Genomic DNA, 24,899 nt, shown 5'->3' on the forward strand with positions numbered 1-24,899 from the left:
ACTCGCCATTCGCGCTATCGTTTCACTCCTCCTTGAAGCCATATTCCGGCACGTTGCCGCTGGCGCCGTAATATTTGTACGGCAGGAACTTGCCTGACATCGTGATCTTGACGCGGTCGCCCTTCGGATTGGCTACACGCTCCATCGCCATGTCGAAGTCGATCGCCGACATGATGCCATCGCCGAATTCTTCCTCGATCAGCGCCTTCCACGCTGGGCCGTTGACCATCACCATCTCGTAGAAGCGATAGATCAGCGGATCGGTCGGCGGCATCGGCGTGCCGGCGCCGCGCATCGGGACCTCGTTGAGCATCGCGGTCTCGGCCTTCGACAGTCCGAACAGCTCGCCGGCATTGGCCGCCTGCGGTTTTGTCAGCTTCATCTGGCCGAGGATCGCGCCGACGATCAGCACCTCGGAATAGCCACCGATCGTCTCGCAGATATGCTTCCAGCTCCAGCCCTTCTCGCGCTTGATGTCGAGCAGCTTTTCGGTGAGGTCTTCGCGTTTCATGAGGCTTCCTCCTTGGGGATCGGCGCGCCGTGCCGACGCCGGCATTGATCGGCGTCCGGCCGCATTTTACGCCGCCGGACGCCCGCAAACATGCAGATTCTATGCCGCCTTGCCTGTGACGACGGCAGCGGTCGGCAGGCCCTCGTCGATCGGCAGCGCCGGGTCGCGCGACCACTCGTTCCACGAGCCGAAGTACATCCGCACGTCCTTCACGCCGGCGTTCTTCAGCGCCAGGAAGGTGTTCGAGGCGCGCGCGCCCTTGAAGCAATAGAGATAGACCGGCGTGGTCTGCGAGATGCCGACGGTGGCGCACTCCGCCAGGATCTCGTCCTTAGACTTGAAGCGCGGGCCTTCGCCGGTCGGCTTCATCATCCGATACCATTCCAGCCAGACGGCGCCGGGGATGCGGCCCTTGCGCGGGCAGAAATCCTTGCCGTAGGGCGAGGAGCTATCGCCGATCCACTCGTCGACATCGCGCACATCGAGGATCGCAACGCCGGGCTTGCCGACCGCGGCAAGCATCGCCTTGGCGTCGATCATGATGTCGCCGGCCTCCGGCACGATCGCAAAGGAGGCCTTCGCCGGCACCGCGACGTCGGTGGTAACCAGAAGGTCGGCGGCCTTCCAGGCATCGAAGCCACCATGCAACACCTTGATCTTGGGATAACCCAGCATCGTCAGCAGGTAGTAGCCGCGGCAGGACTGGCCGAAGCCAGAATTCATCGACTGCTCGTAGATCACGGCGGTCTCCTTCCCGGAGAGACCGGCGGCGCCGAAGGCGTCGGCGAATTTGGTCTTCAGCTCGTGGATTCCCTCCGGCGTCGAGGTCGCGAGGAACGTGAAGACGTCATGCACATTGACGGCACCGGGCAGATGGCCGGCCGCATAGGCATCCGGATTCCGCGTGTCGATGATGACACACGGCTCTTTCTTGACGAGCTCGGCAAGTTCGCCGGCGGTGATCAGAACGTCCGTCATGGCTCTCTCCTGTTTGCGGTTGCAGTTGTGGTGGTCCCAAACTCCTTCAGCCGTCCGCCAGCATCTTGCGCAGCTGCTTGGTGGCAGGCGTGACGATGGCGACGAAATAGGCTTCGCGCAGCCTGCGCTGGGCGCGATGGCTCATCAGATAGCCTCGCGCGCCGCAATGGAGCATCGCCGCATGCGCGAACGCGACGCTGGCATCGCCGATCCGCAGTCTGAGCGCGACGACGCGGCGCCAGTAGCTGTCGTCGACATTGTAGGGATCGCTTGCCAGCGTCATCGCCTCCTTCTCGAACTCGGCATAGAGCTCGCGGAATTGCAGCGGCTGCTGCGGCAGGTAGCGGTTGACGTGACCGAGCGGCGCATGGACCTCGTCCATGATGTTGATGCAATCCCTCATCAGGCCGAGGCCCATGCCGGTCTGCAGCAGGATGAAGCCGGCGCGGATCTTCTTGACGAACGGCGCCGCCGGCTCGGCCAGGATCAGTTCGTCAGGCACGAACACGTCGCGGAACTGGACGCCGTAGGTGCCGGTGCCGTCCATCGCCAGGAACGGCTTGCACGGCGTCAGCGTGATCGCGGGGTCGGAGCAATCGGCAAGGAACATGACCGTGCTGCCCGGCTCGCCGTTGGTGCCTTCGTCCTCGCGCTCGAAGATCGTGCCGAAGTAGTGGTCGGGGCCGAGATTGGACACCCAGGGCAGCGCGCCGCGCACGACGTAACCGCCATCGACCTTGCGGCCCTTCAGCTTCAGCCGCTCGATGCCGAAGAAGCTCTTCATCGGGTTGGAGAGCCCGGTGCCGCCGAGCGCACGCCCGCTGGAGAAGCAGTTGCCGAAGCGCGCGGCGAGCTTCACGTTGGTGGAATTGGCGACGTACCAGACCAGCGTGTTCTGGCACCACGCCATGAAGGCGGTGGCGCCGCAGATCTCGCCGAGCGCGGCCATCGACTGGATCGCCCAGCGCAGGTCGGCAGGGCCCTCCTGCGGCACGTGGCTGCTCCACGCGCCGGTCTTGCCGAGCCGGCGCAGGAATTCGCCGGGATAGATCGAGCCGGCATCGATCGCGGATGCGAGCGGCGCCAGCTCCTGACGAGCGAGGCGCGCGACCTCGTCCGTAATGGTCGGTGCGGGATCTTGAGCTGCGACCCGCGATAAAGCCAGTGAACCCATGGTTGGTCTCCGCACCTTGAATTGCCGGTCGAGCCTTACGCGCTGACCTCGAGATTGACGGGACGGGTGAAGGTGTTGGCGACCGGCGACCACTTCTTCACATGCGCCACCAGCGCGTCGATCTCGCTCTGCGCGACGCCCTCGCATTCCATGTCGACCTTGACGCGGACATCGGTGAAGCCGACCGGCTTTTCGCTGACGTCGCCGGTGCCCCACACCGCGGTGATGTTGAGATCGCCCTCGAGCTCCAGCTCGAGCTTGTTGACGATCCAGCCGCGATGCACCGCGTTGGCGTGCAGGCCGACCGCAAGGCAGGAGCCGAGCGCGGCGAGCGAGGCCTCCGACGGATTGGGCGCGGTGTCATCGCCGAGCAGGCCCGGCGGCTCGTCGACGATGTAGGGCGCGAGATTGCGGATGTAGTTGGCGTGGCGGAACTTGCCCTCCGCCACCGTCTTGCACCTCAAGGTCTTGATCACCTTCGGGTTGGCCTTGCCGTTAGCGATCAGCTGCTCGAGCCCGCCCCTGTCGATCGGCGCGAGGCAGCCGGTCAGTGCGGTTTTTTGAGCGACAGCGGTCATCAGTTTTCTCCCTGGGAGCGATGGATTGGGTAAGGATACCGAACGGTCTGTTTCCTGCACGAAGCGTGCCAGTCCTCCGCCAAATCAAAAGCTGAAATCGCGCAGACGGTTAGCTCTGCCTGCCCGCGGATTGATCAGGTCGCGGCTGCTCAAACGCGGTGCATCTGCCGCGCTGCCGCGATTACTTTGAGCGCAGGACGGCGCACATGCCCGCCCCCGTGAAGATGCGACTTGATGATTTTGCCGCGCTCCGATTTACTGCCGCGCATGGCCAAATCGCTTGCGAAGAAAAAACCTGCCGCCGCGTTCGCCGCCGGCGACGACGAGTCCGCGCGCGGGCGCCTGCTCAATGCGGCTACGCATCTGTTCTGCAAGAACGGGATCAACGCCACCGGCATCGATGCGATCATCGATGAGGCCGGCACCGCCAAGACCACGCTCTACAAATTGTTCGGCTCGAAGACCAACCTCGTGCATGCCGTGCTGGAAAGCGAAGGCAAGCAGTGGCGCGAATGGTTCATCGGCGCGATCGAGGCCGGCGGCGGCGATCCGCAGACCAAGCTGTCGCGGATCTTCCCTGCCCTCAAGACCTGGTTTGCCGAGGAACGCTTCTACGGCTGCCCGTTCATCAACGCGGTCGCTGAGCACGACAAGGACGCCAAGCAGTTCCGTAACATCGCGCTGAAGCACAAGAAGGTGGTGCTGGCGCATATCGAGAAGCTCGCCGGCGAGATGGGCGCGACCGAACCAGCCGTGCTCGCGCATCAGCTCGCGCTGTTGATCGACGGCGCCATTGTCGCTGCCATGGTGTCATGTGACCCCACGGTCGCCGACACTGCGGGCCTCGCCGCAAGCAATCTGTTCGCACCGGCCAAGCTGAAGAAGGCGAAGCGCGCGGGCCGCGCGGACGAACTGGTGGCGGTCTAGGCGTCGCGCGCCCGTTTCATTTGAACGGAAATAGCTGGGCCGCCATGATCTCGGCGGCCGCGTCGACGATGCGCGGCAACGACATCAAATGGCAGGTGGCGACACCGACGCTGGCGCTCCGAACGAGCCCGTGCCGGAGCAATTGCTCGCCGATGTCGGGAAAGCCGTCCGGATATGCTGCCGCGATGTCAAACCGTACCCACCGGCGCTCACCATCCACGACCATGGGCGAGCCTTCCGCGATGCGCGGCAAGCCCGGCCACGCCCGCTGCTCGGCCAAATGGAAGGCGGTGCAGGCTTCGAAGTCCACGCCAAGCAGCAGGACACGCGCCGCCGATCGATAGAGATATCCGAGCGGCCCCTCGTCACCGAACGGCGCACTGAGCGGCTGCTGCGCGGTGATCTTCTCCGCCTCGGGTCCGAGCGCGGTGAACGAGCAGGTCGGATGCAGGCTCCGGTGTGCGCCTGGCCAGGTCCGGAACAACTCGGCGACCGCGCCCATGTCGCGGGTCGGCGTCGTGCGCGGGTCGAAGGCTGGCAAATTCGCACGGATCGTCTCAACCCATTCCTGCGGAACGGCCGGCGCGCGCCAGTTGGCGGGGTCGCTGAGCTGCGATGATTGCGCGGGCATCACCAGCGTGCCGGCGTCGGTGACCGCGCCGAGCAACGCGCGCACCACGGCTTCCGAGCCGCCGGCAACCCAACCAAGCCTGCTCATGGCGCAATGAACCAGCAGTGTCTCGCCCGGCTGCACGCCGAGGCGAAGCAGATCACCGATGAGGCTATCCCGGGTTCGCGGCGCGCTGCTTGCAGCGACGAGGTTATGTTCTGTCATCTGAATCGGTATCGGCATCATGCCGGCCATCAACCGGTTGAACTGGCCGCCGAACGCCGCGACGCCAGACGCATTGCAGATAGCCGGCACCCGTTGCTGTGTGCCCGGCAGGCGGGATGTCGCGTCTGCCGGCTCGACTCATAGGATCACCGCGGTGTCAGCGCAACACGCGGCCGCCGCCGCCCGAAAATTAACCGCCGGCCGAATGGACGTCGCGACCATCGGCCGCATCGCAGCTTCCGGCATCGGTATTCGGCGGTGCGATCGCCCGCGGGTTTACCGGTCGTCAATCACACCGCGCGATCCGCCGCAGCCTTAAACGCCTGTTAGGTCCGGCCGGGTCAGTTGCGCCGTGAAAGTACGAGGCAAGAACAATGCAGTCCGAAAAAGGACGATACAGCCAGCCGCGCTGGGGCGTGACGCGCTGGCTCGCCGATGCGGGTCCGGGCGTGCCCGATGACATCCGCGCGGCGCTGATCGGGGATCTCTATGGCTCGCTGCCGGTGTTCGCGGCCGGCGCGGTCAATACGGTCGCCGTCGCGGCCGTGATTGCGATCCGCGAGCCGACCGCGCCGTTCGTCACCTGGGTCATCCTCGAACTCGTCATCTGCCTCTCGCGACTTGCGGTGCTCGTGGCTGCGCATCGCGCGGCACGCGAAGGGCGGCCGACGCCGACCGATCTGCACCTCGTCCTCGCGGTCGCCTGGAGCGCCAGCGTCGGCTTCGGCATGCTGATCAGCCTTGCAAGCGGCGACTGGGTGGTTGCAATGCTGGCCTCGCTGTCGGCGGCGGCGATGGTCGGCGGCATCTGCTTCCGCAACTTCAGCGCCCCGCGCCTTGCCGGCGCCATGATCTTGCTCAGCCTCGGCCCGATCGTGCCCGGCGCGGCGCTGGCCGGCGAGCCGCTGCTGTTCATCGTGTTCCTGCAGGTGCCGATGTATCTCGCGGCGATGACGGTCGCGGCCTTCCGCCTCAACAAGATGCTGATCGCAACCATGCGCGCCGAGCGCGAGAACGGCCATCTTGCCCATCACGACACCCTGACCGGCCTGCGCAATCGCGCCGGTTTCGTCGCCGCGCTGAACACGAAGCTCGCGGCTCCGGCCGGACACGACAGGCCGTTCGCGCTGCTGTTCCTCGACCTCGACAATTTCAAGCCGATCAACGACACCTATGGCCATGCGGCCGGCGACCAGGTGCTGATGCTGGCCGCCGAGCGGCTTCGGCGCACTCTGCCCGAGACCGCGGTGATCGCGCGGCTCGGCGGCGATGAATTCGTGGTGTTGGCGAACGGCGTCACCGCCGAGCAGGCACTCGGGATCGGCCAGCGCATCATCCAGGCCGTCACGATGCCCTACCGGCTGGCCGACGGCATCTTCGCAAAGGTCGGCGTCAGTGTCGGCGTCGCTGTCTCGCCCGAGCACGGCACCGAAGCCGAGGAGCTTTTGGCCGTTGCCGATGCCGCGCTCTATGAAGCCAAATCCGACGGCAAGGCACAGTGCCGCCTGGCGTCCGTCGCCACCAACGTTGCGGCCCTGCGCCGGCTGACGCAAAAGGACCCCACGCCGGCGCTCGATCGAGGCGCCGCTTGAGACGAAGTCCGGCAAGAATGTCGCCCGCGACCGTCAAACGCCATCAGTGTCTGGTGTCGAGCTTGCGCAACTCGGCATTGGCTGGCGCCCATTCAAAGTAGATCCTCGGGCATCCGTCCGCGGCGAGGCGAAGCAGCCGCACGGCTTCGTCCGTCGCTCCTTTCGCCAGCGCCAGCTCACCGCCATAGAAATGCGCTTCGCAGAGCTGCCCTCTCATCTTGACCGGATTGGCATCGTCGGCGGCCTTCACGACATCCTCCAGCGTTGTAGCGCCGAGGAACAAGCGAACGATCGGCGCCGGCCAATTCGACAGGTCAAGCCGCCCGGAGGCTTCATCAAGTCCGCTCGGTTGGCCGGTCTTCTGGCGCACGAGGTCGAGCCAAAGCAGTGTGTAAACATCCTTCCGATCGAGTTCGCTGGCGCGGACGAACGCGTCGTGCGCTTCCGACAGGAGCCCACCTTGAAAGTAAGCGCTCCCCGCCCAGCGATGAAGTTGAGGATCGTTCGGGGTCAGCTCGATCGCCTGTTTGATGTTGGATAGTCCGAGTTCGAGGTCGCCGCGAGCGTGAAGGATGCTGGCGCGGCCAACATAAGGCAGGGGATTTTTTGGACTGAAACCGATAGCTTGATTGAAGTCGTCCAATGCGAGCTCGATGTCGCCCTTGATGATGTGAGCGTGTCCGCGGCAAATGAGGCCCACCCCCGCCCCGCGTTCCGGGCTGATCTCGATCGCACGATTGCAGTCAGCTATCGCCCGATCTGGCTCGCCCTTGAGATTGTAGGCGCGCCCGCGGCCGACATACGCAGCCACATTGTCGGGATGGGTTAGAAGGGCTCGGCCGTAGTCGTCGATCGCGCTGTCGACATCCTGCTTGATCAGGTAGGCGCCAGCCCGTCCCAGGTATGCGTAGGTGTCTTTTGGAGCGAGTTCTATGGCTCGACCGTAGTCGGCAAGCGCTGTATCGACCTCGCCCTTCCGTTTATGCGCCCATGCCCTGCGGAGAAGGGCGATCAGATTGTTCGGATCGCTCCTCGATTGCCCGATCAACGTCGCCCTTATCAAGATCGAGCGCGGCGCGTCGAAAATGTGCGGAGATCGCCCCTTGCAAATTGGTCGACATCGCCTCGATCAAGGCAGTGCAACCTGCGATGCGATCATCCAGACTGATATTTCCGGCCACGGTGCACTTGGCCGGCAGGAGAAGCTGTGCACGTGCAGCCGGAATTGGCGCCAGCAGCACGCCAAGCGCGATCATCATCGCCCTGGCGGCGAATGCACGTTTTGCCCGTTCTGTCACTTTGTCCCCCACGCCCACCGGGAGACTAGTAGCAAAGCCCCTGCCTGCAACACAACCTTCCGTTGCTTGTGCCGCAACGGCAGGCCCGCGACGGTATTGGCGCGATGTTGGCTACAGATCGAAGTTGGTCGGCAGCATCACGACGTCGCGGATGGTCATGCCGCGCGGCCGGGTCAGCATGAACATCACGACCTCGGCGACTTCGCTCGCCTCCAGCAGGCTGCCCGAAGCCTTGGCCTCCTCCAGTTTCTCCGCCGGCCAGTCCGCGAGCAGTGCGCTGATCACGGGCCCGGGCGAGATCGAGCCGACGCGGATGCCGTGCTTGAACACCTGGCGCCGCACCGTCTGGACGAAGCAGTTGATCGCCCATTTTGACGAGGCATAGACCGGCTCCCACGGCGTCGGGAAATGCGCGGCGAGCGAGCTCGTCACGATGATGTCGCCGGTCCCGCGCGCGATCATGTGCGGCAGCACGTCGTGCACGTTCTTCATTACGACATTGACGTTGAGGTTCAGCATCCGGTCGATCGCGCCGGTATCGGCATCGACGAGATCGCCGCCGACATAGATCCCCGCATTGGCGTGCAGGATGTCGAGCTGGCCGGCCTTCTCGAGGATCCTTGGCAGAAGCGTCGCGCAGGCCTTCGGATCGAGCAGGTCGATGACCAGCGGGATCACCGCATCGCCGTGCCTGCCGGCGAGCGCCTGCAGCGCGGCCGCGTCACGGTCGACCATCACCACGCGCGCGCCCGCGGCCAGCATCGCCTCGCTGCTCGCAAGTCCAATGCCCGACGCCGCGCCGGTCACGGCCGCGACCTTGCCTTCCAACTGCTTCGCCATCGTCTCCACCCTGTCCGGTCAGTGCGGCACACATGGCAACACATCGCGGTGGCGATGTCAGCTCCCATGCGGCCAGCGACGTTGTCCGACGCGCAAGTCCCGTCACATGCGAAGCATCGGCGGCCGCGTTGCGAAACGGCGACGCAGCCATTTTGTCGCGGGTCCGGCCGGCCGCTGCTTGTGCCAGACCACTTCGAGCGCGACGGGATGCGCGCCCTCGTCGAATTCCAGCGCGGGTATTGCCAGTTCCTCGGCAATCTGCGAGCTCGCCATGATGTGGGCCGGGATCAGCGCCCAGCCGACGCCCTGCTTGAGGATCTGCAGGATCACCCAGTGGCTCTCGACCCACCACACCTCCGCTGCGACACGCAGCCGGTGCCGCTCGGTGCCTTCGTTGCGCACCGTGACCATGATCTGGCGATGCCGCTTCAGCTCCTCCCAATCCACCCGCCCATGCGCCAGCGGATGGTTCTTGCCGCAGACGAGCTGCAGCGGCACCCAGCCGATGGTCTTGAAGCCGAGTTCGGGCGGCAGATGCTCCTGCCGCCACATCACGCCCACATCGGCCTTGCCGTCGAGCACGAGACGGCTGACGTCCTCCATGATCGGAAACAGCAGCTCCACTTCGACATGGGGAAAGCGCTTGGCGAATTCCGCAAACAGCTCGCCGACCGCGCTCTCCGGATAGAGCTCGTCGATCGCCGCCACCAGCCGCTTCTCAACATGCGCCTCGAAACTGCTGGCGACACCGATCAGGTGTTCGCGGCGATCGAGGATCAATCTTGCTTCCGGCAACAGCCGCACACCGGCTTCGGTCAGCACCGGGTTGCGCCCGGTCCGATCGAACAGCGCAATCCCAAGGTCTGTCTCCAGATTGGCGACGTGGGTGCTGACGGCCGATTGCGCCTTCTTCAGCAGCCGTGCCGCACCGGAGAACGAGCCCTGCTCGGCCGCCGCCACGAAGGATTCGAGCTGGTCCATGGAAACGGCCATCTATCTCTTTTCCAGATATTACCTAACTTTCTAATCCCACAATATCAGATAGAAACCCGGTCGCAATAACGAGAGCGTTTTCAAGCGAAGTGGATACCGGTTCGCGTGAAGAAAACGCGTCAAAACAAGAATCAAGAAAGGGTTTCAAAATGTCTATGCGTTCCTTCTCCGACCGGATCAGGCACGCAGTCCTGTTCGAACTGATCGGTATCGCCATCTTCACGCCGGCAGCCGCCTGGCTGTTCAATCAGCCGGTCGCCCATATGGGCGTCATCGGCGTCGTCTCGGCGACGGTGGCGACGATCTGGAACTTGCTGTTCAATCTCGGCTTCGACCACGCGCTGGTCCGCGTCACCGGCCGTGTCGCCAAGACGATGCCGATCCGCGTCGCGCACGCGATGCTGTTCGAGGCCGGCCTGATCGTGCTGCTGATTCCGTTCGTCGCCTGGTATCTCGGCATCTCGCTGTGGGCCGCGCTGATGATGGATATCTCGATCGTCGCGTTCTATCTGGTCTACGCCTTCGTCTTCAACATCGCTTACGACCGCGTCTTTCCGGTGCGCGAACTCAGTGCGCACGGTCGCACGGCAAGCCGGGCCCTGCCGGCCTGATCGATCTTGGTGTCCGGCCCGGCGGATCATTCGATCTGCCGCGCCGGACCCTGACACCGCAGCAATATTCCCGATGGTAGCGACTACGCACAAGTTCCGCCGGGCCGCGCTCATACACTGGCTTGATCCGGCTCGAGCGCGGTACAATGCTTGAAGCCGACATGCCCGTCAGAGGCTGCCAAACGGCCAACAATGCCAAAACGGCCAACAAGAAGAAGCGGAGGACTACAATGCCAAGGAACCGTTCCCCCCAACTCAACCGCCGTCATCTCATCAAGGGCGCTGCTGCCACGTCAGCCACGCTGCTGCTCGGCAAGCCCGCCATTGCCAAAGGCAAGACCGAGATCGTGATAGGCAACATCGACGCCTATTCGGGACCGGCTGCGGTCTATTCGTCGATCGGCCGCACGCCCGGCGGCTATTTCAAGATGATCAACGAGCAAGGCGGCATCAACGGCCGCATGATCAAGTACATCACCTATGACGACGCCTACAGCCCGGCCAAGACGGTGGAACAGGCGCGCAAGCTGGTCGAAGGTGACGAGATCGACGTGCTGTTTGCGCCGCTCGGTGCGCCGACCAATGCGGCGATCATGAAATACATGAACCAGAAGAAGGTCCCGCACCTCTTCATCGCCTCGGGCGCCACCAAGTTCGGCGACTACAAGAACTTCCCCTACACCATGGGTTTCCAGCCCTGCTACCAGATCGAGGGCCGGGCCTTCGCGCAGCATGTCCTGTCGACTCAGAATGATCCCAAGATCGGCATCGTCTACCAGAACGACGATTTCGGACGCGACGTGCTGAAGGGTTTCAAGGACGGACTTGGCGGCAAGACCTCTGCAATCGTGGCGGAGCTATCCTATGAGACCGCGGATCCTACCATCGACAGCCAAGTGGTCCGCTGCAAATCCGCCGGCGCCAACGTGTTCATGAGCATGACCACGCCGAAATTCGCCGCGCAAGGCATCAAGAAGATCGCCGAGCTCGGCTGGCAGCCGGCGCATTACATCGGCAACAACGCTTCCTCCGCCGGCTCGACCCTGAAGGCCGCAGGCTTCGACGTGTCCAAGGGCATCATCTCCAGCGCCTATCTGAAGGATCCCGTCGATGCCGCCTGGGACAGCGATCCCGCGATTCAAAAATGGCGCGGCTTCCTCGACAAATACGATCCGGCGGCGGCGAAGAACGACATCTACGCGGTCACTGGCTATCTCACCAGCCAGATCCTGGTTCAGGTGCTCAAGCAGTGCGGCGACGACGTCTCGTCCGAAAACATCATCAAGCAGGCGGCGAACCTCAGGGACGTCGAATCCGACATGCTGCTGCCGGGCATCAAGATCAACACCTCGCCGACCGACTATTACCCGCTCGAGCAACTGCAACTGACGCGCTTCAGCGGCGAACGCTACGAGCCGCTGGGACCGGTGATCGACGGCGGCATCTCGAAGGCTTGATCGTCCACGGCGTTCCGCGAAAACCAGCGCCGCATACGCGAACCGTCTCGCGGTTGCCATCGGCCTCTCATCGGCCGATGATGCGCGAAACAGATCCGAGCCAACCGGGAGGAAGTGAATGCGTGGACGCCGTGTGCTGATGGAATCGTTCGTGTCGCACGGCGTGCGCCACATCTTCGGCAATCCCGGCACGACCGAAACGCCGCTGCTCGACAGCCTGCCGGCATTCCCGCGACTCGAATACATCATGGCGTTGCATGAAGGTGTTGCGGTCAGCGCTGCCAGCTTCTATGCGCAGGCATCGGGACGCGTCACCGTTGCCAATTTGCACGTCGCTCCCGGCCTCGGCAACGGTACCGGCTCGCTCTACGGCGCGCTGAAAGCAAATTCGCCCGTGGTCGTGACGGCGGGTCAGCAGGACACGCGCATGCGGCTCAACAATCCGCTGCTCGGCCACGACCTCGTTGCGATGGCAGCACCGGTGACAAAGTGGAGCGTTCAGATCGAGCGCGCCGACGAGATCGCCCCGATCATGCGCCGCGCGTTCAAGGTGGCGACCGATGCACCGCAGGGGCCGGTGTTCGTATCGCTCCCGATCGACGTCCTGGAACAGGAGACCGCTGTCGATGCATCGACGCCGGACAATCTATGGCGGTCGACACACCCCGATCCGGCAGGCATCGAAGCTCTGGTCGCGCTGCTTCTGAAGTCGAAAAATCCGGCCATCATCGCCGGCGACGATGTCGCGAGATCGGACAGCGAGCAGGCGTTGGTCGCACTTGCGGAAACGATCGGTGCGACCGTGTGGTTCGAAGGGTTGCGGCATCACGCGCCCTTTCCGACCCATCATCCGAGCTATCGTCAGTCGCTCCCCGGCGACGCCCGGCAGGTACGCAAGGCACTCGGCGAGACCGATCTCGTGCTGCTGATCGGCGGGCCGTTCTTCGAGGACATCTGGTTTGCGCCTGATAGCCACATTCCCGACGGCGCGTCCCTGCTCCAGATCGAGGCCTCGGCTGAACGTCTCGCGCTCAACAACCGGCTCGATGCCGGCATTGTCGGCGACATCGCGGTCAGCATCAGTGCATTGACGGACACGTTACGCGCCAAGGCGAGCGCGGACTTCAGGCAGGCTGCGCAAAACCGCAATGCTGCGCTGGCCGAACTGCAGGCGAAGGAGAAGGAAGCCTATCGCGCGCGCGTCGAGAAGAGCTGGAACCGCGAGCCGAGCTCGATGCCGCGCGTCACCGCGGAACTGCGCCGCGGCCTGCCCGATGATGTGGTCATCGTCGATGAGAGCATCACCGCGAGCCTCGATCTCGCCCGCGCCTTCGACTATCGCGGCTTCGGCGACTATTTCGGCGGACGTGGCGGCGGCATCGGCCAGGGTCTCGCCGGCGCGATCGGCGTCAAGGTCGCAATGCCGGACCGTCCGGTTGTCGCGATCTCCGGCGACGGCTCGGCCATGTATGCGATCCAGGCGCTGTGGACCGCCGCGCACCACAAGCTTGCGATCGTGTTCGTGGTGCTCGCGAACCGCGAGTACCGCATCCTCAAGCACAATGTGGACGTCTGGCGGCAGAATTTCGAAGCCGGCACCCAGCATCCCTATCAGAACATGGATATCACCGGCCCCGCGCTCGACTTCGTGCATCTCGCGGCCGGTATGGGCGTCGAGGCGGTCAGGGTCGAGAAGGCGGACGACATCGCCGGCGCAGTCGCAAAGGCGGTCGCGGCGCAGCACCCGTACCTCGTCGAGATCGCAATCGAAGGCAAGCGCTAGAGCATGATCCGGAAAGGTGCGCAGCGGTTTTCCCTCGCGACAAACGCGGAACGCGTTTGCGCGGAGATCATGCTCAAATAAGAAGGTGGAGGAGCTTCTGATGGCAGGCATTCTGGACGGCAAGGCCGCGTTGGTGACAGGCGGCGGCTCCGGCATCGGCCGGGCAACGGCGATTGCCATGGCGCGCGAAGGCGCGCGCGTCGCGGTGTCCGACCTGTCAAAGGACGGCATCGAACAGACGGTCGCGCTCATCAACGCCGCAGGCGGCCAGTCAATCGCGATCCAGGGTGACGTCACCGACGAGGCCGATGTCGCCAACATGGTGGCCCGCACGGTATCGGCGTTCGGGCACATCGATTGCGCGTTCAACAATGCCGGCGTGGCCGGGCGCTCCGTCGGCCCGCCCGGCCAACGCATCCATGAGCTCACGCAGCCCTCGGTGGCGAAGATGTTCTCGGTGAATCTGATGGGCGTGTTCCTGTGCCTGAAATACGAGATCGCGCAGATGCTCAAGCAGGGCGGCGGCGGCGCGATCGTCAACACCGCCTCGATCGCCGGGCTGGTCGGCCTCGCCACGTCGGCCCACTACGTCGCGACCAAGCACGGCGTCGTCGGGCTGACCAAGTCCGCTGCGATCGAATACGCCCAGGACGGCATCCGCGTGAATTGCGTCAACCCCGGATACATCAAGACGCCGATGACCAAGGAAACGATGGACGAACGTTACGACGAAATCATCGCCAAGGTGCCCGCACGTCGCCTTGGGGTACCAGAGGAAATCGCCGAGGCCGTGGTCTGGATGTGCTCGGACAAGGCGTCCTTCATGACCGGCGCATCGCAAGTGGTCGACGGCGGCTACAGCGCTGCCTGAGCTTTGCGAAAGAGGCGACAGGAACCGTCGGGGCGTGACCGCGACGGGGCGAAACAAGTCCGTATCTGCAATCGTCCCGTTGTCCGGCTATGACGCGTGAGTGCGAGCCTGGAAATTTGTGGAAACGATTTGGCCGGGTTTGGCATCTTCCAAACGCGAATTGAGAGCGATACGCTTGATCGCCTGCGCGTCAAGTGCGGCTTGCCTACGCGGTTGAACGGCGAGAGCCGTGTCATCGTGGATTTGGATCAATCCCTTTTTAGTGCCTCGCCATTCGTCGTGGAAAGCTGAACCATCCGGCCCTGACTGAGGATGATTGTGATTGTACGTCCTGCATCACGCATGACGGTACGAAATCATACAGATCGCCGGCGATAAGAACGCGTTTTCCCGCTTGCTATGGCGCTGCCGATTTCGAACCGGGCAGCGTGCGCCCCGGCGTCCGCGCACGCGACGAGGGAGGACAATGGCAATGAAGTCTGTTTCCAAGATTGCAACGGCTGCAATCGCCAGCTTTGTTCTGGGCGTCGGCGCCGGCAGCGTCCTGTACGCGCAGGCCAAGATACCCGCTTACTCGGTTGCGGAAATCGACGTCAGGGATCAGGACGGCTACGCAAAGGATTTTCTGCCGAAGGCGCAAGCCAACATCAGGGAGCACGGCGGCAAATACCTCGCGGGCGGTCTGAACAAGACGATCACCATGAACGGGGCGCCGCCACCAAATCGCGTGGTGCTGATCCAGTTTCCCGATATGGACTCGCTCAAGGCGTTCGGTGCCAAGCAGACCCAGCTCGAGGCAGACGTCGGCAACAAATATGCCAGCTTCCGTGCAATCGGGATCGAGGGCGTCGAGCAGAAATAACCACGCGAAAGGCGGCGGGCCCGGCCCGCCGCCCGAAGCCCCGCTACTTTTCAAATGGTGCCAAGTCTAGCCGGGTCCGATCGCAATCGACCGATCCGTTCCAAGGGCACCCGGCTTTCCCTGCACCCTCTGCTCAATGAGAGGTCGGAACGAAGAGCAAGACTCGAACAGATCATGTCGCGAGAATGCGGATGTGTGACTCGCGGACCGCACGACGCATTCGATGTCGTCCCTGCTTTCACAGGGACGACGATTGAGGATGTCGGCAATGCCACATTCAGTGTCGTCCTGGCGAAAGCCAGGACCCATTACCCCAAGTCTCAATTGTTGCGCGACGCTGGGGCCGCGATCCCATTCATCACCGAATGCAGTGGTTATGGGTCCTGGCTTTCGCCAGGACGACCTGTGGAGAGGCCCGCGGTCGATCTCGACGCCATTAGGCTCTCAGCCGGCGAAAGCTCACCGCTCCTGCCGCAATCTCCCCTCCAGCCGCGCCAGCTCGCCGTCGAGGTCGCGCTCGACATCGACCGCCTGCACGTCGACCACCCGATAGTCGCGCGCCTCGAGCCAGGCTCTGCGATTGGCGCGGTCCGTGCCGATGGCGTCGCTCTCGTTCGGATTGACCAACTCGATCGCGAGCCGGTGCACGAAGGAGACGAAGTCGGGGATGTGGCGGCCGACCGGGGTCTGGCGCTTGAACTGGCCGGCGAAGCGGCGGTCCCGCGTCAGCGCCTGCCACACGATCCGCTCGGCGTCGGTCGGGTTGCGGCGGAGCAGCCGGGCGAGCCCACGCACCGTGCTGGAGTTGTCGGCGGCGGCACCGCCCTGCCCCTGCTCGGCGAGCAGCGCCCGCAGACGCGTCGCCTGCGCGCCGTCGAGCACGCCGCCCTTGGCCGGGCCCTTGCGGCCCTCGGCGATCGCCATCACCACGCCGTGCAGCGTGTGCATGTCCTGCTTGGTCGGGTCCATCCGGGTGAAGATGTTGCGCAGGTTCACCAGCATGGTGTCGCGCTTCTCGGCCGGCCGCAGGAACTCGACCTTGTCGAGCTCGGCGACGAGGTTGTCGAAGAACGCCTGTATCTGGTGCTGGGAGGCCGGCTCGGACCGCTCGGGCATCGCGAAGGGAAGTGCGCCCGCGGTCGAGAGCTTGAACCATTCGTACCCCATCAGCAGCACCGCCTGCGCGAGGTTGAGCGAGGCGAAGCCCGGGTTGACCGGGAAGGTGATGATGCGGTTGGCGAGCGCGACCTCGTCATTGGTCAGGCCGGAGCGCTCCCGCCCGAACAGGATGCCGGCCCCGCCGCCGGATGCGACATGGCCGACGATCTCGTTCGCCGCGCCTTCGGGCCCGACCACCGGCTTGGCCTGGTCGTGGGCGCGCGCGGTGGTCGCGAACACCAATGTGAGATCGGCGATCGCCTGCTCGACCGTGTCGAACAACTCGACGGAACCGATGATGTGGTCGGCGCCCGCGGCGGCGCGTTGCGCGGCGACGTTCGGCCAGCCGTCACGCGGATTGACGATGCGCATCCGGGTCAGCGCGAAGTTGCCCATCGCGCGCGCGGCCATGCCGATGTTCTCGCCAAGCTGCGGCTCGACCAGGATGACGACGGGACCGGCAAGGTCGTGCCCTGCCTTGGTCTTGTCGGTGCCGGACATCTCACTTCACTTTCTGATTCAACGTCTGAAGATTTTGAATCAGCTTCCGAAGCAGCTGATTCAAACTCTCATGCTGAGCGCCGCAACCAGCTTTGCACCGGTTTTGCGCGGGACCATTTTCTCCAAGGAGATAACAGGGTTAGCAGCGTTTGCGAATCCTCAATCGGAGTCCCAATCGCACGGAGCGAAGACCGCCGCTTGCGCGCGCTTGGCCTTCGGATAGGCTATCAACCACAACCAAAGCGAAGCTGTAAAGGCACGCTTGAGACGCCGCTTGAACGGCGAGGCACTTGGGTCGAAGCAGTGGGGGGACGACGATGCGGGGCAGATGGACGCTGGCGATTGTCGGCGTGGTCTTGATCGTGGCGGGGGGCCTGCTCGCCCACCTCACGCAGACCGCGGGCGGCATCCGGATCGAGGATGTCAGATTCAAGGGCGCCAAGGGCAACACTATGAGCGCCCTGCTCTACGTCCCGCCGAACGCGACGCCGCAAATCCCGGCCCCCGGCATCCTCGCCGTGCACGGCTACATCAATTCGCGCGAGACCCAGGACGGCTTCGCCATCGAGTTCGCGCGCCGCGGCTATGTGGTGCTGGCGCTCGACCAGACCGGCCACGGCTATAGCGACCCGCCCTCCTTCGCCAACGGCTTTGGCGGACCCGACGGCCTTGCCTATCTGCGCAGCCTGCCCTTCGTCGACAAGGACAATATCGGGCTCGAGGGCCATTCGATGGGTGGCTGGACCGTGCTGGCGGCCGCCACCGCGATGCCCAACGACTACAAATCGATGGTGCTGGAGGGCTCGTCGACCGGCAAGCCGTTCGCCGCCGAGGGCACCGCGACATGGCCGCGCAACACTGCGCTGGTGTTCGCCCAGTACGAGGAATTCCCCGAGCTGATGTGGGGCGTCGACCTCGCCCGCGACGTCACCAAGAGCCCAAAGCTCTGGGCGCTGTTCGGCACGCAAGGCGCAGTCGAACCGGGCAAGGTGTATGGCGATCCGGCCAATGGCACCGCCCGGGTGCTGAACACCCCCGCGATGACCCATCCGGCCGAGCACCTCTCGCATGAGGCGATCGGCTACAGCCTCGACTGGTTCGCCAAGACGTTGAAGGGCGGCACGCCTCGTCCGGCCGACGACCAGATCTGGTTCCGCAAGGAGATCGGCACCCTGATCGCGCTGATCGGCTTCGTGGCGCTGGTGATCGGGACATTCGACGGGTTGCTGGAGGCGCCGATGTTCTCCCGCCTGCGGCTGCCGGCGGTTGCCGACGGCACCATGCCGCCGCACGAGGCCGCCAAAGGCCGGCGCTGGACCACGGCGTTCATCCTGTCCGCCTTCATCCCGGCGCTGACTTACTACCCGGCCTTTGCGCTGGGCGGCGCTGTTGTCACCCCGAGCGCGTTCCTGCCGCAGGGCATCACCAACCAGATCCTGGTCTGGGCCATCATCAACGGCCTGATCACGCTAGCCCTGATGTGGTTCGCCCCGAAGCGCGCCAGCCGGGCCGGCCTCGTCGGTCAATCCGTCGTGATCGCGGTGGCCTCGGTTGCGGTGGGCTACGCCGCGCTCTGGCTCGCCGACCTCGCCTTCAAGATCGACTTCAGATTCTGGATCGTCGCACTCAAATTGATGAGCGCGAAGCAATTCCTCATCTTCCTGATCTATCTGATTCCGTTCACGGCATTTTTCGTGGTGGCGCTGCACGTGCTGCACCGAAATTTCTCGACCATGGGCGCGCCACGCGGCGCGCTCTATCTGACCAACATCCTGGCGCTGACGCTCGGTTTCATCGTGTTGCTGGTGCTGCAATACGGCACGCTATGGCTGACCGGTAAGCTGTTCAACCCGATCCCGGACCCTGGATTCGTGCCGCTCTCGACCATCGTCGCGATCCAGTTCGTGCCGCTGCTGGCGATCGTCGGCGTGATCGCGACCTTCACCTGGCGGCGGACCGGATCGAGCCTGCCGGGGGCTCTGATCGCGGGCCTGTTCGTGACTTGGTACATCGTGGCCGGGACCGCGACGCAGGTCCCGTTTTAGAGGGTTCAGGCGAGGAAAACCCGCCCAGGACAAGGAGCGAGAGCCGCCCTCAGAATGGCGGTTCTCGGTGAAAAGATGGGCTGAAAGTGCATAACCGGTGCGCTTCCGCCCGTCCGCGGGCGGTGCTATAGCGCAGGCGTATTTTCCACCCCCCGCCGTCAAAAGCGCGCCGTTCCCAAGAGGGCCTCCCCGTCATGGCTAAAATCAAGGTATCCAACCCCGTCGTCGAGCTCGATGGCGACGAGATGACCCGGATCATCTGGCAGTACATCAAGGACAAGCTGATCAACCCGTTCCTGGATGTCGAACTGCTCTATTTCGATCTGGGCATGGAATACCGCGATGAGACCAATGACCAGGTGACCATCGACGCCGCCGAAGCCATCAAGAAGGTCGGCGTCGGCGTCAAATGCGCCACCATCACCCCCGATGAGGCCCGGGTGAAGGAGTTCGGCCTGAAGCAGATGTGGAAGTCGCCGAACGGCACCATCCGCAACATCCTCGGCGGCGTGATCTTCCGCGAGCCGATCATCTGCAAGAACGTGCCGCGCCTGGTTCCCGGCTGGACCAAGCCGATCATCATCGGCCGCCATGCCTATGGTGACCAGTACCGCGCCACCGACATCAAGTTCCCGGGCAAGGGCACGCTGTCGCTGAAGTTCGTCGGCGAGGACGGCACCGTGATCGAGCGGGAAGTGTTCAAGGCGCCCGGCGCCGGCGTCGCGATGGAGATGTACAATCTCGACGACTCCATCATCGATTTCGCTCGCGCCTCGCTCAATTACGGCCTGCTGCGCAACTACCCGGTCTACCTCTCGACCAAGAACACGATTCTGAAGGTCTATGACGGCCGCTTCAAGGACATCTTCCAGGACATCTACGACCGCGAGTTCAAGAAGGAATTCGAGGCCAAGGGCCTGACCTACGAGCACCGCCTGATCGATGACATGGTGGCCTCGGCGCTGAAGTGGTCCGGCGGCTATGTCTGGGCCTGCAAGAACTATGACGGCGACGTGCAGTCCGACACTGTGGCCCAGGGCTACGGCTCGCTCGGCCTGATGACCTCGGTGCTGCTCACCCCGGACGGCAAGACGGTGGAAGCCGAAGCCGCCCACGGCACCGTGACCCGCCACTACCGCGAGCATCAGAAGGGCAAGGAGACCTCGACCAACTCGATCGCGTCGATCTTCGCCTGGACCCGTGGCCTCGCCCACCGTGCCAAGCTCGACAACAACGAGGCGCTGGCGAAGTTCGCCACCACGCTGGAGAAGGTCTGCGTCGCGACCGTCGAAGAGGGCTACATGACCAAGGACCTCGCGCTCCTGGTCGGCGCAGATCAGCGCTGGCTCTCGACCACCGGCTTCCTCGACAAGGTCGCCGACAATCTCGGGAAGGCGATGGCGGCCTGACGGCCGCTGTTTCCGGACACAATAGCGAGCGTGACCATGACCCTTCTCGGCCGGGTGACGCTAGCCTCCTTGTTGCTGACCGGATCGGCGGCACTCGCTGCCGATCCCCTGCCCGACCCCGTCGCGGCGCCCGACGAGACTGCGGTCCTCACCACCCACGCCGAGGGCGTGCAGGTCTATGAGTGCAAGCCGGTTATCGACGGCAAGCTCGCCTGGTCATTCCGCGAACCGGTCGCCACCCTGATTGCCGGTGGCCGCACCGTCGGCCGGCACTATGCGGGGCCGAACTGGGAGCATGTCGACGGCAGCGCCGTGACCGCCCGCACCGCGGGCAGCGCGCCCGGCGCAACGTCAGCTGACATTCCCTGGCTGAAGCTCGAGGTGATCGCCCACCGCGGCAACGGCCTGCTGTCGAGTGTCGCCACCGTGCAGCGGATCAACACCTCGGGCGGCGAACTCAACGGCGCCTGCGACAAATCAGGCGCGTTGAAGAGCGCGGCGTATTCGGCGGATTACGTGTTTCTGCGCCGCGACTAATCGCGGATGCCGCCGTCGGTCTCGTGCGGCGCCTGGGCGATCTCGCTGGCGGCAAGGTCACCACCGGCGGTGAGCGGATCGGCGAGCCGCGCCTCCGCCGTCTCTCTGACATGGGCGGCGAGCGCCGGCATCCGCTCGATCAGGGCATGGAAGTCCTGCGCATCGAGCAGCAGCAGCTTGGTCTTCCGCATCGCCGTCACTGTGCCGGAACGGTTGGTCCGCCGGAGCAGCGCGATCTCGCCGAAGAACGCGCCGTCGGCAAGCCGCACCCGCTGGCTCGGCAGGTCGATCTCGACCTCGCCGGCGGTGATGAAATACATCGACGACGCCGCATCGCCGCGCCGCACCAGCACCTCGCCGGCCTCGATGGTCTGTGACCGCAACAGCCGCATGATGTCGGCGATGTCGGCGGCGTTGAGGTGCGAGAACAGCGGCACCCGCGCCAGCATGCCCCAGGTGACGACGAAGTCGCGGCGCCGCACCTCGTCGGCGAACGCAGTCGAGACGATCGCGACTGGCAGCGCGATCATCGCAAAGCCGACCACGATCGCAACCACCGTGACGATACGGCCGAGCGGCGTCACCGGCACGACGTCGCCGTAACCGACGGTGCCGAGCGTCACGATCGCCCACCACATCGCCTGCGGCATGGTGCCGAACTTGTCCGGCTGCACCTTGTGCTCGATGGCATAGAGCAGCGAAGCGAACAGCAGAACCGCGCCGGTCAGGATCACGACGCAGCCGAACAGCGTGCGCCGCTCGGCATGCAGCGCCGCCAGCAGCGAGCGCATCGCGGTCGAATACCGCACCAGCTTGAGGAATGGCAGCATGCCGAACAGCACCAGCGCGGTCTTGTCACCGATCGCAAGCGCGATGGCCGATGGCAGGAAGGCGAGCAGGTCGATGACGCCGAGCGCCGAGAAGGCGTATTCCAGCCGTGCCTGCAACGGCGTCATGTCGCGCAGCGAGCGGCCGACCACACTCCAGAGCCGCGCGGCATATTCCAGCGCGAAGGCGATCACGGCGGCGATCTCGATCGCTGTGAACAGCCACCCGAACTGCGCATCGATCTCCGGCACCGACGCCAGGATCGCGGCCAGCACATCGACGGTGATGATCGCGACGACGAGCCGGACGAAGCGCGAGCCGACCGAATATGGCAGGTGGTCCTGCTCAAGCAGCTCGTAGAGACGCTCGCGCAGCCCGGGATCGCTGATCGTGGGCTTGAGCGGAGCCGTCGCCACGATCAGCCTCTCCGTCAGGCGCCGGCCATCGCTTGTTCAATTGCCGACAGCGCGGCGTCCGCCTTGGCGCCGTCCGGCCCGCCGGCCTGCGCCATGTCGGGCCGGCCGCCGCCGCCCTTGCCGCCGAGCACCTCGGAGCCCTTGCGCACCAACTCGACCGCGTTGAAGCGCGAGGTCAGGTCGGCGGTGACGCCGACCACGATGCCGGCCTTACCGTCTTCGGTGACGCCGACGATCGCGACCACGCCGGAGCCGATCTGCTTCTTGCCGTCGTCGACGAGGCTCTTCAGGTCCTTGGTCTCGACGCCCTCGACCGCGCGTGCGAGCAGCTTGACGTTGCCGACCTCGCGAACGCCGGAGGCGGCACCGTTCGACGACGAACCGCCGCCCATCGCGAGCTTCTTGCGGGCGTCCGACAGGTCGCGCTCGAGCTTCTTGCGCTCCTCCATCAGGGCTGCGATGCGCGCCGGCACGTCCTCGATCGAGGTGCGCAGCTCGGCCGCCGCGGTCTTCGCCAGCGTCATGGTGTCATTGGCGTGCTTGCGCGCATGATGCCCGGTCAGCGCCTCGATGCGGCGGACGCCGGAGGCGACCGCGCTCTCGCCGGTCACCGAAATCAGGCCGATGTCGCCGGTGCGGCGGACATGGGTGCCGCCGCAGAGCTCGACCGACCAGCCAAGCGCGTTCTGGCCGTGCTCGCGGGCGCTCTTGCCCATCGAGACAACCCGAACCTCGTCACCGTATTTCTCGCCGAACAGCGCGCGCGCACCGGCCTCGCGGGCATCGTCGACACCCATGATGCGGGTCGTGACCTCGTCATTCTCGAGCACGACGTCGTTGGCGATGTCCTCGACCCGGGCGAGCTCTTCCGGCGTGATCGGCTTCGGATGCACGAAGTCGAAGCGCAGGCGATCGGGCGCCACCAGCGAGCCACGCTGCGCGATGTGATCGCCGAGCACCTGGCGCAGCGCCTCGTGCAGCAGATGCGTCGCCGAGTGGTTGGCGCGGATCGACGAACGCCTGGCGTGGTCGACCTCGAGCTGCAAGGCCGTGCCGACGTTCAGGGTGCCCTGCTCCACGGTGCCGACATGCACGAACAGGTCGCCGGCCTTCTTCTGCATATCGGTCACGCGGAACTTGACCCCCTCGCCGGTGAGGATGCCGACGTCACCGACCTGACCACCGGACTCAGCGTAGAACGGCGTCTGGTTCAGCACGATCGCGCCGCTCTCGCCGGCCTTGAGGCCGTCGACCTCGGCGCCGTCCCTGACCAGCGCCGTCACCACGCCTTCCGCGCTCTCGGTCTCGTAGCCGAGGAATTCGGTCGCGCCGAGCTTCTCACGCAGCGGGAACCAGATCGTCTCGGTCGCCGCCTCGCCGGAGCCTGCCCAGGAGGCGCGCGCCTTCTCGCGCTGGCGGTTCATCGCGTCGGTGAACGATGCCTGGTCGACGCTGATGCCGCGCGACTTCAGCGCATCCTGCGTCAGGTCCAGCGGGAAGCCATAAGTGTCGTACAGCGTGAACGCGGTGTCGCCGTCGAACATGTCGCCCTTCTTGAGGCCGGCGCTCTTCTCGTCGAGGATCGATAGTCCCCGCACCAGCGTCTTGCGGAAGCGGGTCTCTTCCAGCTGCAGCGTCTCCTCGATCAGCTTCTCGGCACGGACCAGGTCCGGATAGGCCTGGCCCATCTCGCGGACCAGCGCCCAGACCAGGCGATGCATCAGCGGCTCGCTCGCGCCGAGCAGCTGCGCATGGCGCATCGCGCGGCGCATAATCCGGCGCAGCACATAGCCGCGGCCCTCGTTCGACGGCAGCACACCATCGGCGATCAGGAACGCCGAGGAGCGCAGATGGTCGGCCATCACCCGGTACGACGCCACGTTCTGCTCGTTCGGCCCATGGCCGAGGGCCGAAGCAGCCGCATCGATCAGATGGCGGAACAGATCGGTCTCGAACACGCTCTCGACGCCCTGCAGGATGCAGGCCATGCGCTCCAGCCCCATGCCGGTGTCGATCGAGGGACGCGGCAGCGCGACGCGCTCCTCCTTCGTCACCTGCTCGTACTGCATGAACACCAGGTTCCAGAACTCGAGAAAGCGATCGCCATCCTCCTCCGGGCTGCCGGGAGGTCCGCCCCAGATATGCTCGCCGCGATCGATGAAGATCTCCGAGCACGGACCGCACGGGCCGGTATCGCCCATCGCCCAGAAATTGTCCGAGGTCGGGATGCGGATGATGCGATCGTCCGAGAAGCCCGCGATCTTCTTCCAGAAGCCGGCCGCCTCGTCGTCGGTGTGGTAGACGGTGACGAGCAGCTTGTCCTTCTTCAGTCCGAAATCCTTGGTGATCAGATTCCAGGCGAGCTCGATCGCGCGCTCCTTGAAGTAGTCGCCGAACGAGAAGTTGCCGAGCATCTCGAAGAAGGTGAGATGGCGCGCGGTGTAGCCGACATTGTCGAGGTCGTTATGCTTGCCGCCGGCGCGCACGCACTTCTGCGACGTCGTGGCGCGCTGATAGCCGCGCTTCTCGACGCCGGTGAAGACGTTCTTGAACTGCACCATGCCGGCATTGGTGAACATCAGGGTCGGGTCGTTGCGCGGAACCAGCGGCGACGACGCCACGATCTCGTGGCCGTTCTCCTTGAAGAAGTTCAGAAATGTCGACCTGATGTCGTTGACGCTGCTCATGTTCATCC

The 24,899-nt window shown here is 64.7% G+C and carries 22 protein-coding genes; 10 read left to right on the forward strand and 12 right to left on the reverse strand.

The genetic code is table 11. The features are described from left to right. Nucleotides 1-22: 22 nt before the first annotated feature. The 4 genes from cynS to ACE103_RS26950 form a co-directional block, all read right to left on the reverse strand. Nucleotides 23-511, reverse strand: a complete 489-nt coding sequence (gene cynS / locus ACE103_RS26935; RefSeq protein WP_097675765.1) for a cyanase — start codon at nucleotides 509-511, stop codon at nucleotides 23-25. A gap of 99 nt (nucleotides 512-610) precedes the next feature. After that, on the reverse strand, nucleotides 611-1,489 hold the full coding sequence (locus ACE103_RS26940) for a sulfurtransferase (RefSeq protein WP_375775534.1): 879 nt from the start codon (nucleotides 1,487-1,489) through the stop codon (nucleotides 611-613). Between the two features lie 46 nt (nucleotides 1,490-1,535). Beyond that, nucleotides 1,536-2,663 carry an acyl-CoA dehydrogenase family protein gene (locus tag ACE103_RS26945; RefSeq protein WP_375775535.1) on the reverse strand — a complete coding sequence of 376 codons (1,128 nt, stop codon included), beginning with the start codon at nucleotides 2,661-2,663 and terminating at the stop codon, nucleotides 1,536-1,538. Nucleotides 2,664-2,698: 35 nt separating this feature from the next. Continuing rightward, nucleotides 2,699-3,241, reverse strand: coding sequence for an OsmC family protein (locus ACE103_RS26950; RefSeq protein ID WP_223976097.1), 543 nt, complete (start codon nucleotides 3,239-3,241; stop codon nucleotides 2,699-2,701). Between the two features lie 267 nt (nucleotides 3,242-3,508). Here ACE103_RS26950 and ACE103_RS26955 point away from each other — a divergent pair, with 267 nt between their 5' ends. Further along, the gene (locus ACE103_RS26955; RefSeq protein WP_375781187.1) at nucleotides 3,509-4,168 is read left to right on the forward strand and encodes a TetR/AcrR family transcriptional regulator; all 660 of its coding nucleotides are present in this window, start codon (nucleotides 3,509-3,511) and stop codon (nucleotides 4,166-4,168) included. Nucleotides 4,169-4,184: 16 nt separating this feature from the next. Here ACE103_RS26955 and ACE103_RS26960 read toward each other — a convergent pair whose 3' ends face one another. Then, entirely contained in the window at nucleotides 4,185-5,033 is an 849-nt protein-coding gene (locus tag ACE103_RS26960; RefSeq protein WP_375775536.1) for an aminoglycoside N(3)-acetyltransferase, read from the reverse strand. A gap of 344 nt (nucleotides 5,034-5,377) precedes the next feature. Here ACE103_RS26960 and ACE103_RS26965 point away from each other — a divergent pair, with 344 nt between their 5' ends. Beyond that, entirely contained in the window at nucleotides 5,378-6,595 is a 1,218-nt protein-coding gene (locus ACE103_RS26965) for a diguanylate cyclase (RefSeq protein WP_375775537.1), read from the forward strand. A 43-nt stretch (nucleotides 6,596-6,638) separates the two neighbouring features. Here ACE103_RS26965 and ACE103_RS26970 read toward each other — a convergent pair whose 3' ends face one another. The 4 genes from ACE103_RS26970 to ACE103_RS26985 form a co-directional block, all read right to left on the reverse strand. Further along, on the reverse strand, nucleotides 6,639-7,643 hold the full coding sequence (locus ACE103_RS26970; protein ID WP_375775538.1) for a tetratricopeptide repeat protein: 1,005 nt from the start codon (nucleotides 7,641-7,643) through the stop codon (nucleotides 6,639-6,641). Beyond that, nucleotides 7,576-7,893 carry a hypothetical protein gene (locus ACE103_RS26975; RefSeq protein WP_375775539.1) on the reverse strand — a complete coding sequence of 106 codons (318 nt, stop codon included), beginning with the start codon at nucleotides 7,891-7,893 and terminating at the stop codon, nucleotides 7,576-7,578. The genes ACE103_RS26970 and ACE103_RS26975 overlap by 68 nt, the downstream gene beginning before the upstream one ends. A gap of 111 nt (nucleotides 7,894-8,004) precedes the next feature. Beyond that, nucleotides 8,005-8,733, reverse strand: a complete 729-nt coding sequence (locus tag ACE103_RS26980; RefSeq protein ID WP_375775540.1) for an SDR family oxidoreductase — start codon at nucleotides 8,731-8,733, stop codon at nucleotides 8,005-8,007. A 102-nt stretch (nucleotides 8,734-8,835) separates the two neighbouring features. Then, nucleotides 8,836-9,726, reverse strand: a complete 891-nt coding sequence (locus ACE103_RS26985) for a LysR family transcriptional regulator (protein ID WP_375775541.1) — start codon at nucleotides 9,724-9,726, stop codon at nucleotides 8,836-8,838. 149 nt (nucleotides 9,727-9,875) lie between these two features. Here ACE103_RS26985 and ACE103_RS26990 point away from each other — a divergent pair, with 149 nt between their 5' ends. From ACE103_RS26990 to ACE103_RS27010, 5 genes are all read left to right on the forward strand, one after another. After that, nucleotides 9,876-10,337: a PACE efflux transporter gene (locus ACE103_RS26990; RefSeq protein ID WP_375775542.1), complete on the forward strand. Its 462-nt coding sequence runs from the start codon at nucleotides 9,876-9,878 to the stop codon at nucleotides 10,335-10,337. A 230-nt stretch (nucleotides 10,338-10,567) separates the two neighbouring features. Then, complete coding sequence (locus tag ACE103_RS26995; RefSeq protein ID WP_375775543.1) at nucleotides 10,568-11,794, forward strand: ABC transporter substrate-binding protein; 1,227 nt, start codon at nucleotides 10,568-10,570, stop codon at nucleotides 11,792-11,794. 118 nt (nucleotides 11,795-11,912) lie between these two features. Beyond that, the gene (locus tag ACE103_RS27000; RefSeq protein WP_375775544.1) at nucleotides 11,913-13,577 is read left to right on the forward strand and encodes a thiamine pyrophosphate-binding protein; all 1,665 of its coding nucleotides are present in this window, start codon (nucleotides 11,913-11,915) and stop codon (nucleotides 13,575-13,577) included. Between the two features lie 100 nt (nucleotides 13,578-13,677). Further along, entirely contained in the window at nucleotides 13,678-14,448 is a 771-nt protein-coding gene (locus ACE103_RS27005; protein ID WP_375775545.1) for an SDR family NAD(P)-dependent oxidoreductase, read from the forward strand. A 472-nt stretch (nucleotides 14,449-14,920) separates the two neighbouring features. Continuing rightward, complete coding sequence (locus ACE103_RS27010) at nucleotides 14,921-15,310, forward strand: DUF1330 domain-containing protein (RefSeq protein ID WP_375775546.1); 390 nt, start codon at nucleotides 14,921-14,923, stop codon at nucleotides 15,308-15,310. A gap of 459 nt (nucleotides 15,311-15,769) precedes the next feature. On the opposite strand, the gene ACE103_RS27015 is transcribed toward ACE103_RS27010, so the two are convergent. Continuing rightward, a complete protein-coding gene (locus tag ACE103_RS27015) occupies nucleotides 15,770-16,969 on the reverse strand; it encodes a TrmJ/YjtD family RNA methyltransferase (RefSeq protein ID WP_375775547.1) in 1,200 nt (399 codons plus the stop codon). Between the two features lie 317 nt (nucleotides 16,970-17,286). Between ACE103_RS27015 and ACE103_RS27020 the strand changes: the two genes are divergently transcribed. The 3 genes from ACE103_RS27020 (at nucleotide 17,287) to ACE103_RS27030 (ending at nucleotide 20,960) form a co-directional block, all read left to right on the forward strand. Next, the gene (locus ACE103_RS27020; RefSeq protein WP_375775548.1) at nucleotides 17,287-19,014 is read left to right on the forward strand and encodes an alpha/beta hydrolase family protein; all 1,728 of its coding nucleotides are present in this window, start codon (nucleotides 17,287-17,289) and stop codon (nucleotides 19,012-19,014) included. Between the two features lie 194 nt (nucleotides 19,015-19,208). After that, a complete protein-coding gene (locus ACE103_RS27025; RefSeq protein WP_298374716.1) occupies nucleotides 19,209-20,423 on the forward strand; it encodes an NADP-dependent isocitrate dehydrogenase in 1,215 nt (404 codons plus the stop codon). A gap of 36 nt (nucleotides 20,424-20,459) precedes the next feature. Further along, nucleotides 20,460-20,960 (forward strand): DUF3455 domain-containing protein, encoded by a 501-nt coding sequence (locus ACE103_RS27030; protein ID WP_375775549.1) that lies wholly within the window; start codon nucleotides 20,460-20,462, stop codon nucleotides 20,958-20,960. Here ACE103_RS27030 and ACE103_RS27035 read toward each other — a convergent pair. Then, nucleotides 20,957-22,207 carry a cyclic nucleotide-gated ion channel gene (locus ACE103_RS27035; protein WP_375781188.1) on the reverse strand — a complete coding sequence of 417 codons (1,251 nt, stop codon included), beginning with the start codon at nucleotides 22,205-22,207 and terminating at the stop codon, nucleotides 20,957-20,959. The genes ACE103_RS27030 and ACE103_RS27035 overlap by 4 nt on opposite strands. A gap of 11 nt (nucleotides 22,208-22,218) precedes the next feature. Beyond that, on the reverse strand, nucleotides 22,219-24,891 hold the full coding sequence (gene alaS / locus ACE103_RS27040) for an alanine--tRNA ligase (RefSeq protein ID WP_375775550.1): 2,673 nt from the start codon (nucleotides 24,889-24,891) through the stop codon (nucleotides 22,219-22,221). Nucleotides 24,892-24,899: the final 8 nt, after the last annotated feature.

The organism is Bradyrhizobium sp. ma5, assembly GCF_042258955.1.
Lineage (GTDB): Bacteria > Pseudomonadota > Alphaproteobacteria > Rhizobiales > Xanthobacteraceae > Bradyrhizobium.

Bases quoted from the DNA above. Each gene is read 5' to 3' on its own strand.
- cynS (WP_097675765.1), bottom strand. From the start codon at position 511: ATGAAACGCGAAGACCTCACCGAAAAGCTGCTCGACATCAAGCGCGAG.
- ACE103_RS26940 (WP_375775534.1), bottom strand. From the start codon at position 1,489: ATGACGGACGTTCTGATCACCGCCGGCGAACTTGCCGAGCTCGTCAAG.
- ACE103_RS26945 (WP_375775535.1), bottom strand. From the start codon at position 2,663: ATGGGTTCACTGGCTTTATCGCGGGTCGCAGCTCAAGATCCCGCACCG.
- ACE103_RS26950 (WP_223976097.1), bottom strand. From the start codon at position 3,241: ATGACCGCTGTCGCTCAAAAAACCGCACTGACCGGCTGCCTCGCGCCG.
- ACE103_RS26955 (WP_375781187.1), top strand. From the start codon at position 3,509: ATGGCCAAATCGCTTGCGAAGAAAAAACCTGCCGCCGCGTTCGCCGCC.
- ACE103_RS26960 (WP_375775536.1), bottom strand. From the start codon at position 5,033: ATGGCCGGCATGATGCCGATACCGATTCAGATGACAGAACATAACCTC.
- ACE103_RS26965 (WP_375775537.1), top strand. From the start codon at position 5,378: ATGCAGTCCGAAAAAGGACGATACAGCCAGCCGCGCTGGGGCGTGACG.
- ACE103_RS26980 (WP_375775540.1), bottom strand. From the start codon at position 8,733: ATGGCGAAGCAGTTGGAAGGCAAGGTCGCGGCCGTGACCGGCGCGGCG.
- ACE103_RS26985 (WP_375775541.1), bottom strand. From the start codon at position 9,726: ATGGCCGTTTCCATGGACCAGCTCGAATCCTTCGTGGCGGCGGCCGAG.
- ACE103_RS26990 (WP_375775542.1), top strand. From the start codon at position 9,876: ATGTCTATGCGTTCCTTCTCCGACCGGATCAGGCACGCAGTCCTGTTC.
- ACE103_RS26995 (WP_375775543.1), top strand. From the start codon at position 10,568: ATGCCAAGGAACCGTTCCCCCCAACTCAACCGCCGTCATCTCATCAAG.
- ACE103_RS27000 (WP_375775544.1), top strand. From the start codon at position 11,913: ATGCGTGGACGCCGTGTGCTGATGGAATCGTTCGTGTCGCACGGCGTG.
- ACE103_RS27005 (WP_375775545.1), top strand. From the start codon at position 13,678: ATGGCAGGCATTCTGGACGGCAAGGCCGCGTTGGTGACAGGCGGCGGC.
- ACE103_RS27010 (WP_375775546.1), top strand. From the start codon at position 14,921: ATGAAGTCTGTTTCCAAGATTGCAACGGCTGCAATCGCCAGCTTTGTT.
- ACE103_RS27015 (WP_375775547.1), bottom strand. From the start codon at position 16,969: ATGTCCGGCACCGACAAGACCAAGGCAGGGCACGACCTTGCCGGTCCC.
- ACE103_RS27020 (WP_375775548.1), top strand. From the start codon at position 17,287: ATGCGGGGCAGATGGACGCTGGCGATTGTCGGCGTGGTCTTGATCGTG.
- ACE103_RS27025 (WP_298374716.1), top strand. From the start codon at position 19,209: ATGGCTAAAATCAAGGTATCCAACCCCGTCGTCGAGCTCGATGGCGAC.
- ACE103_RS27030 (WP_375775549.1), top strand. From the start codon at position 20,460: ATGACCCTTCTCGGCCGGGTGACGCTAGCCTCCTTGTTGCTGACCGGA.
- alaS (WP_375775550.1), bottom strand. From the start codon at position 24,891: ATGAGCAGCGTCAACGACATCAGGTCGACATTTCTGAACTTCTTCAAG.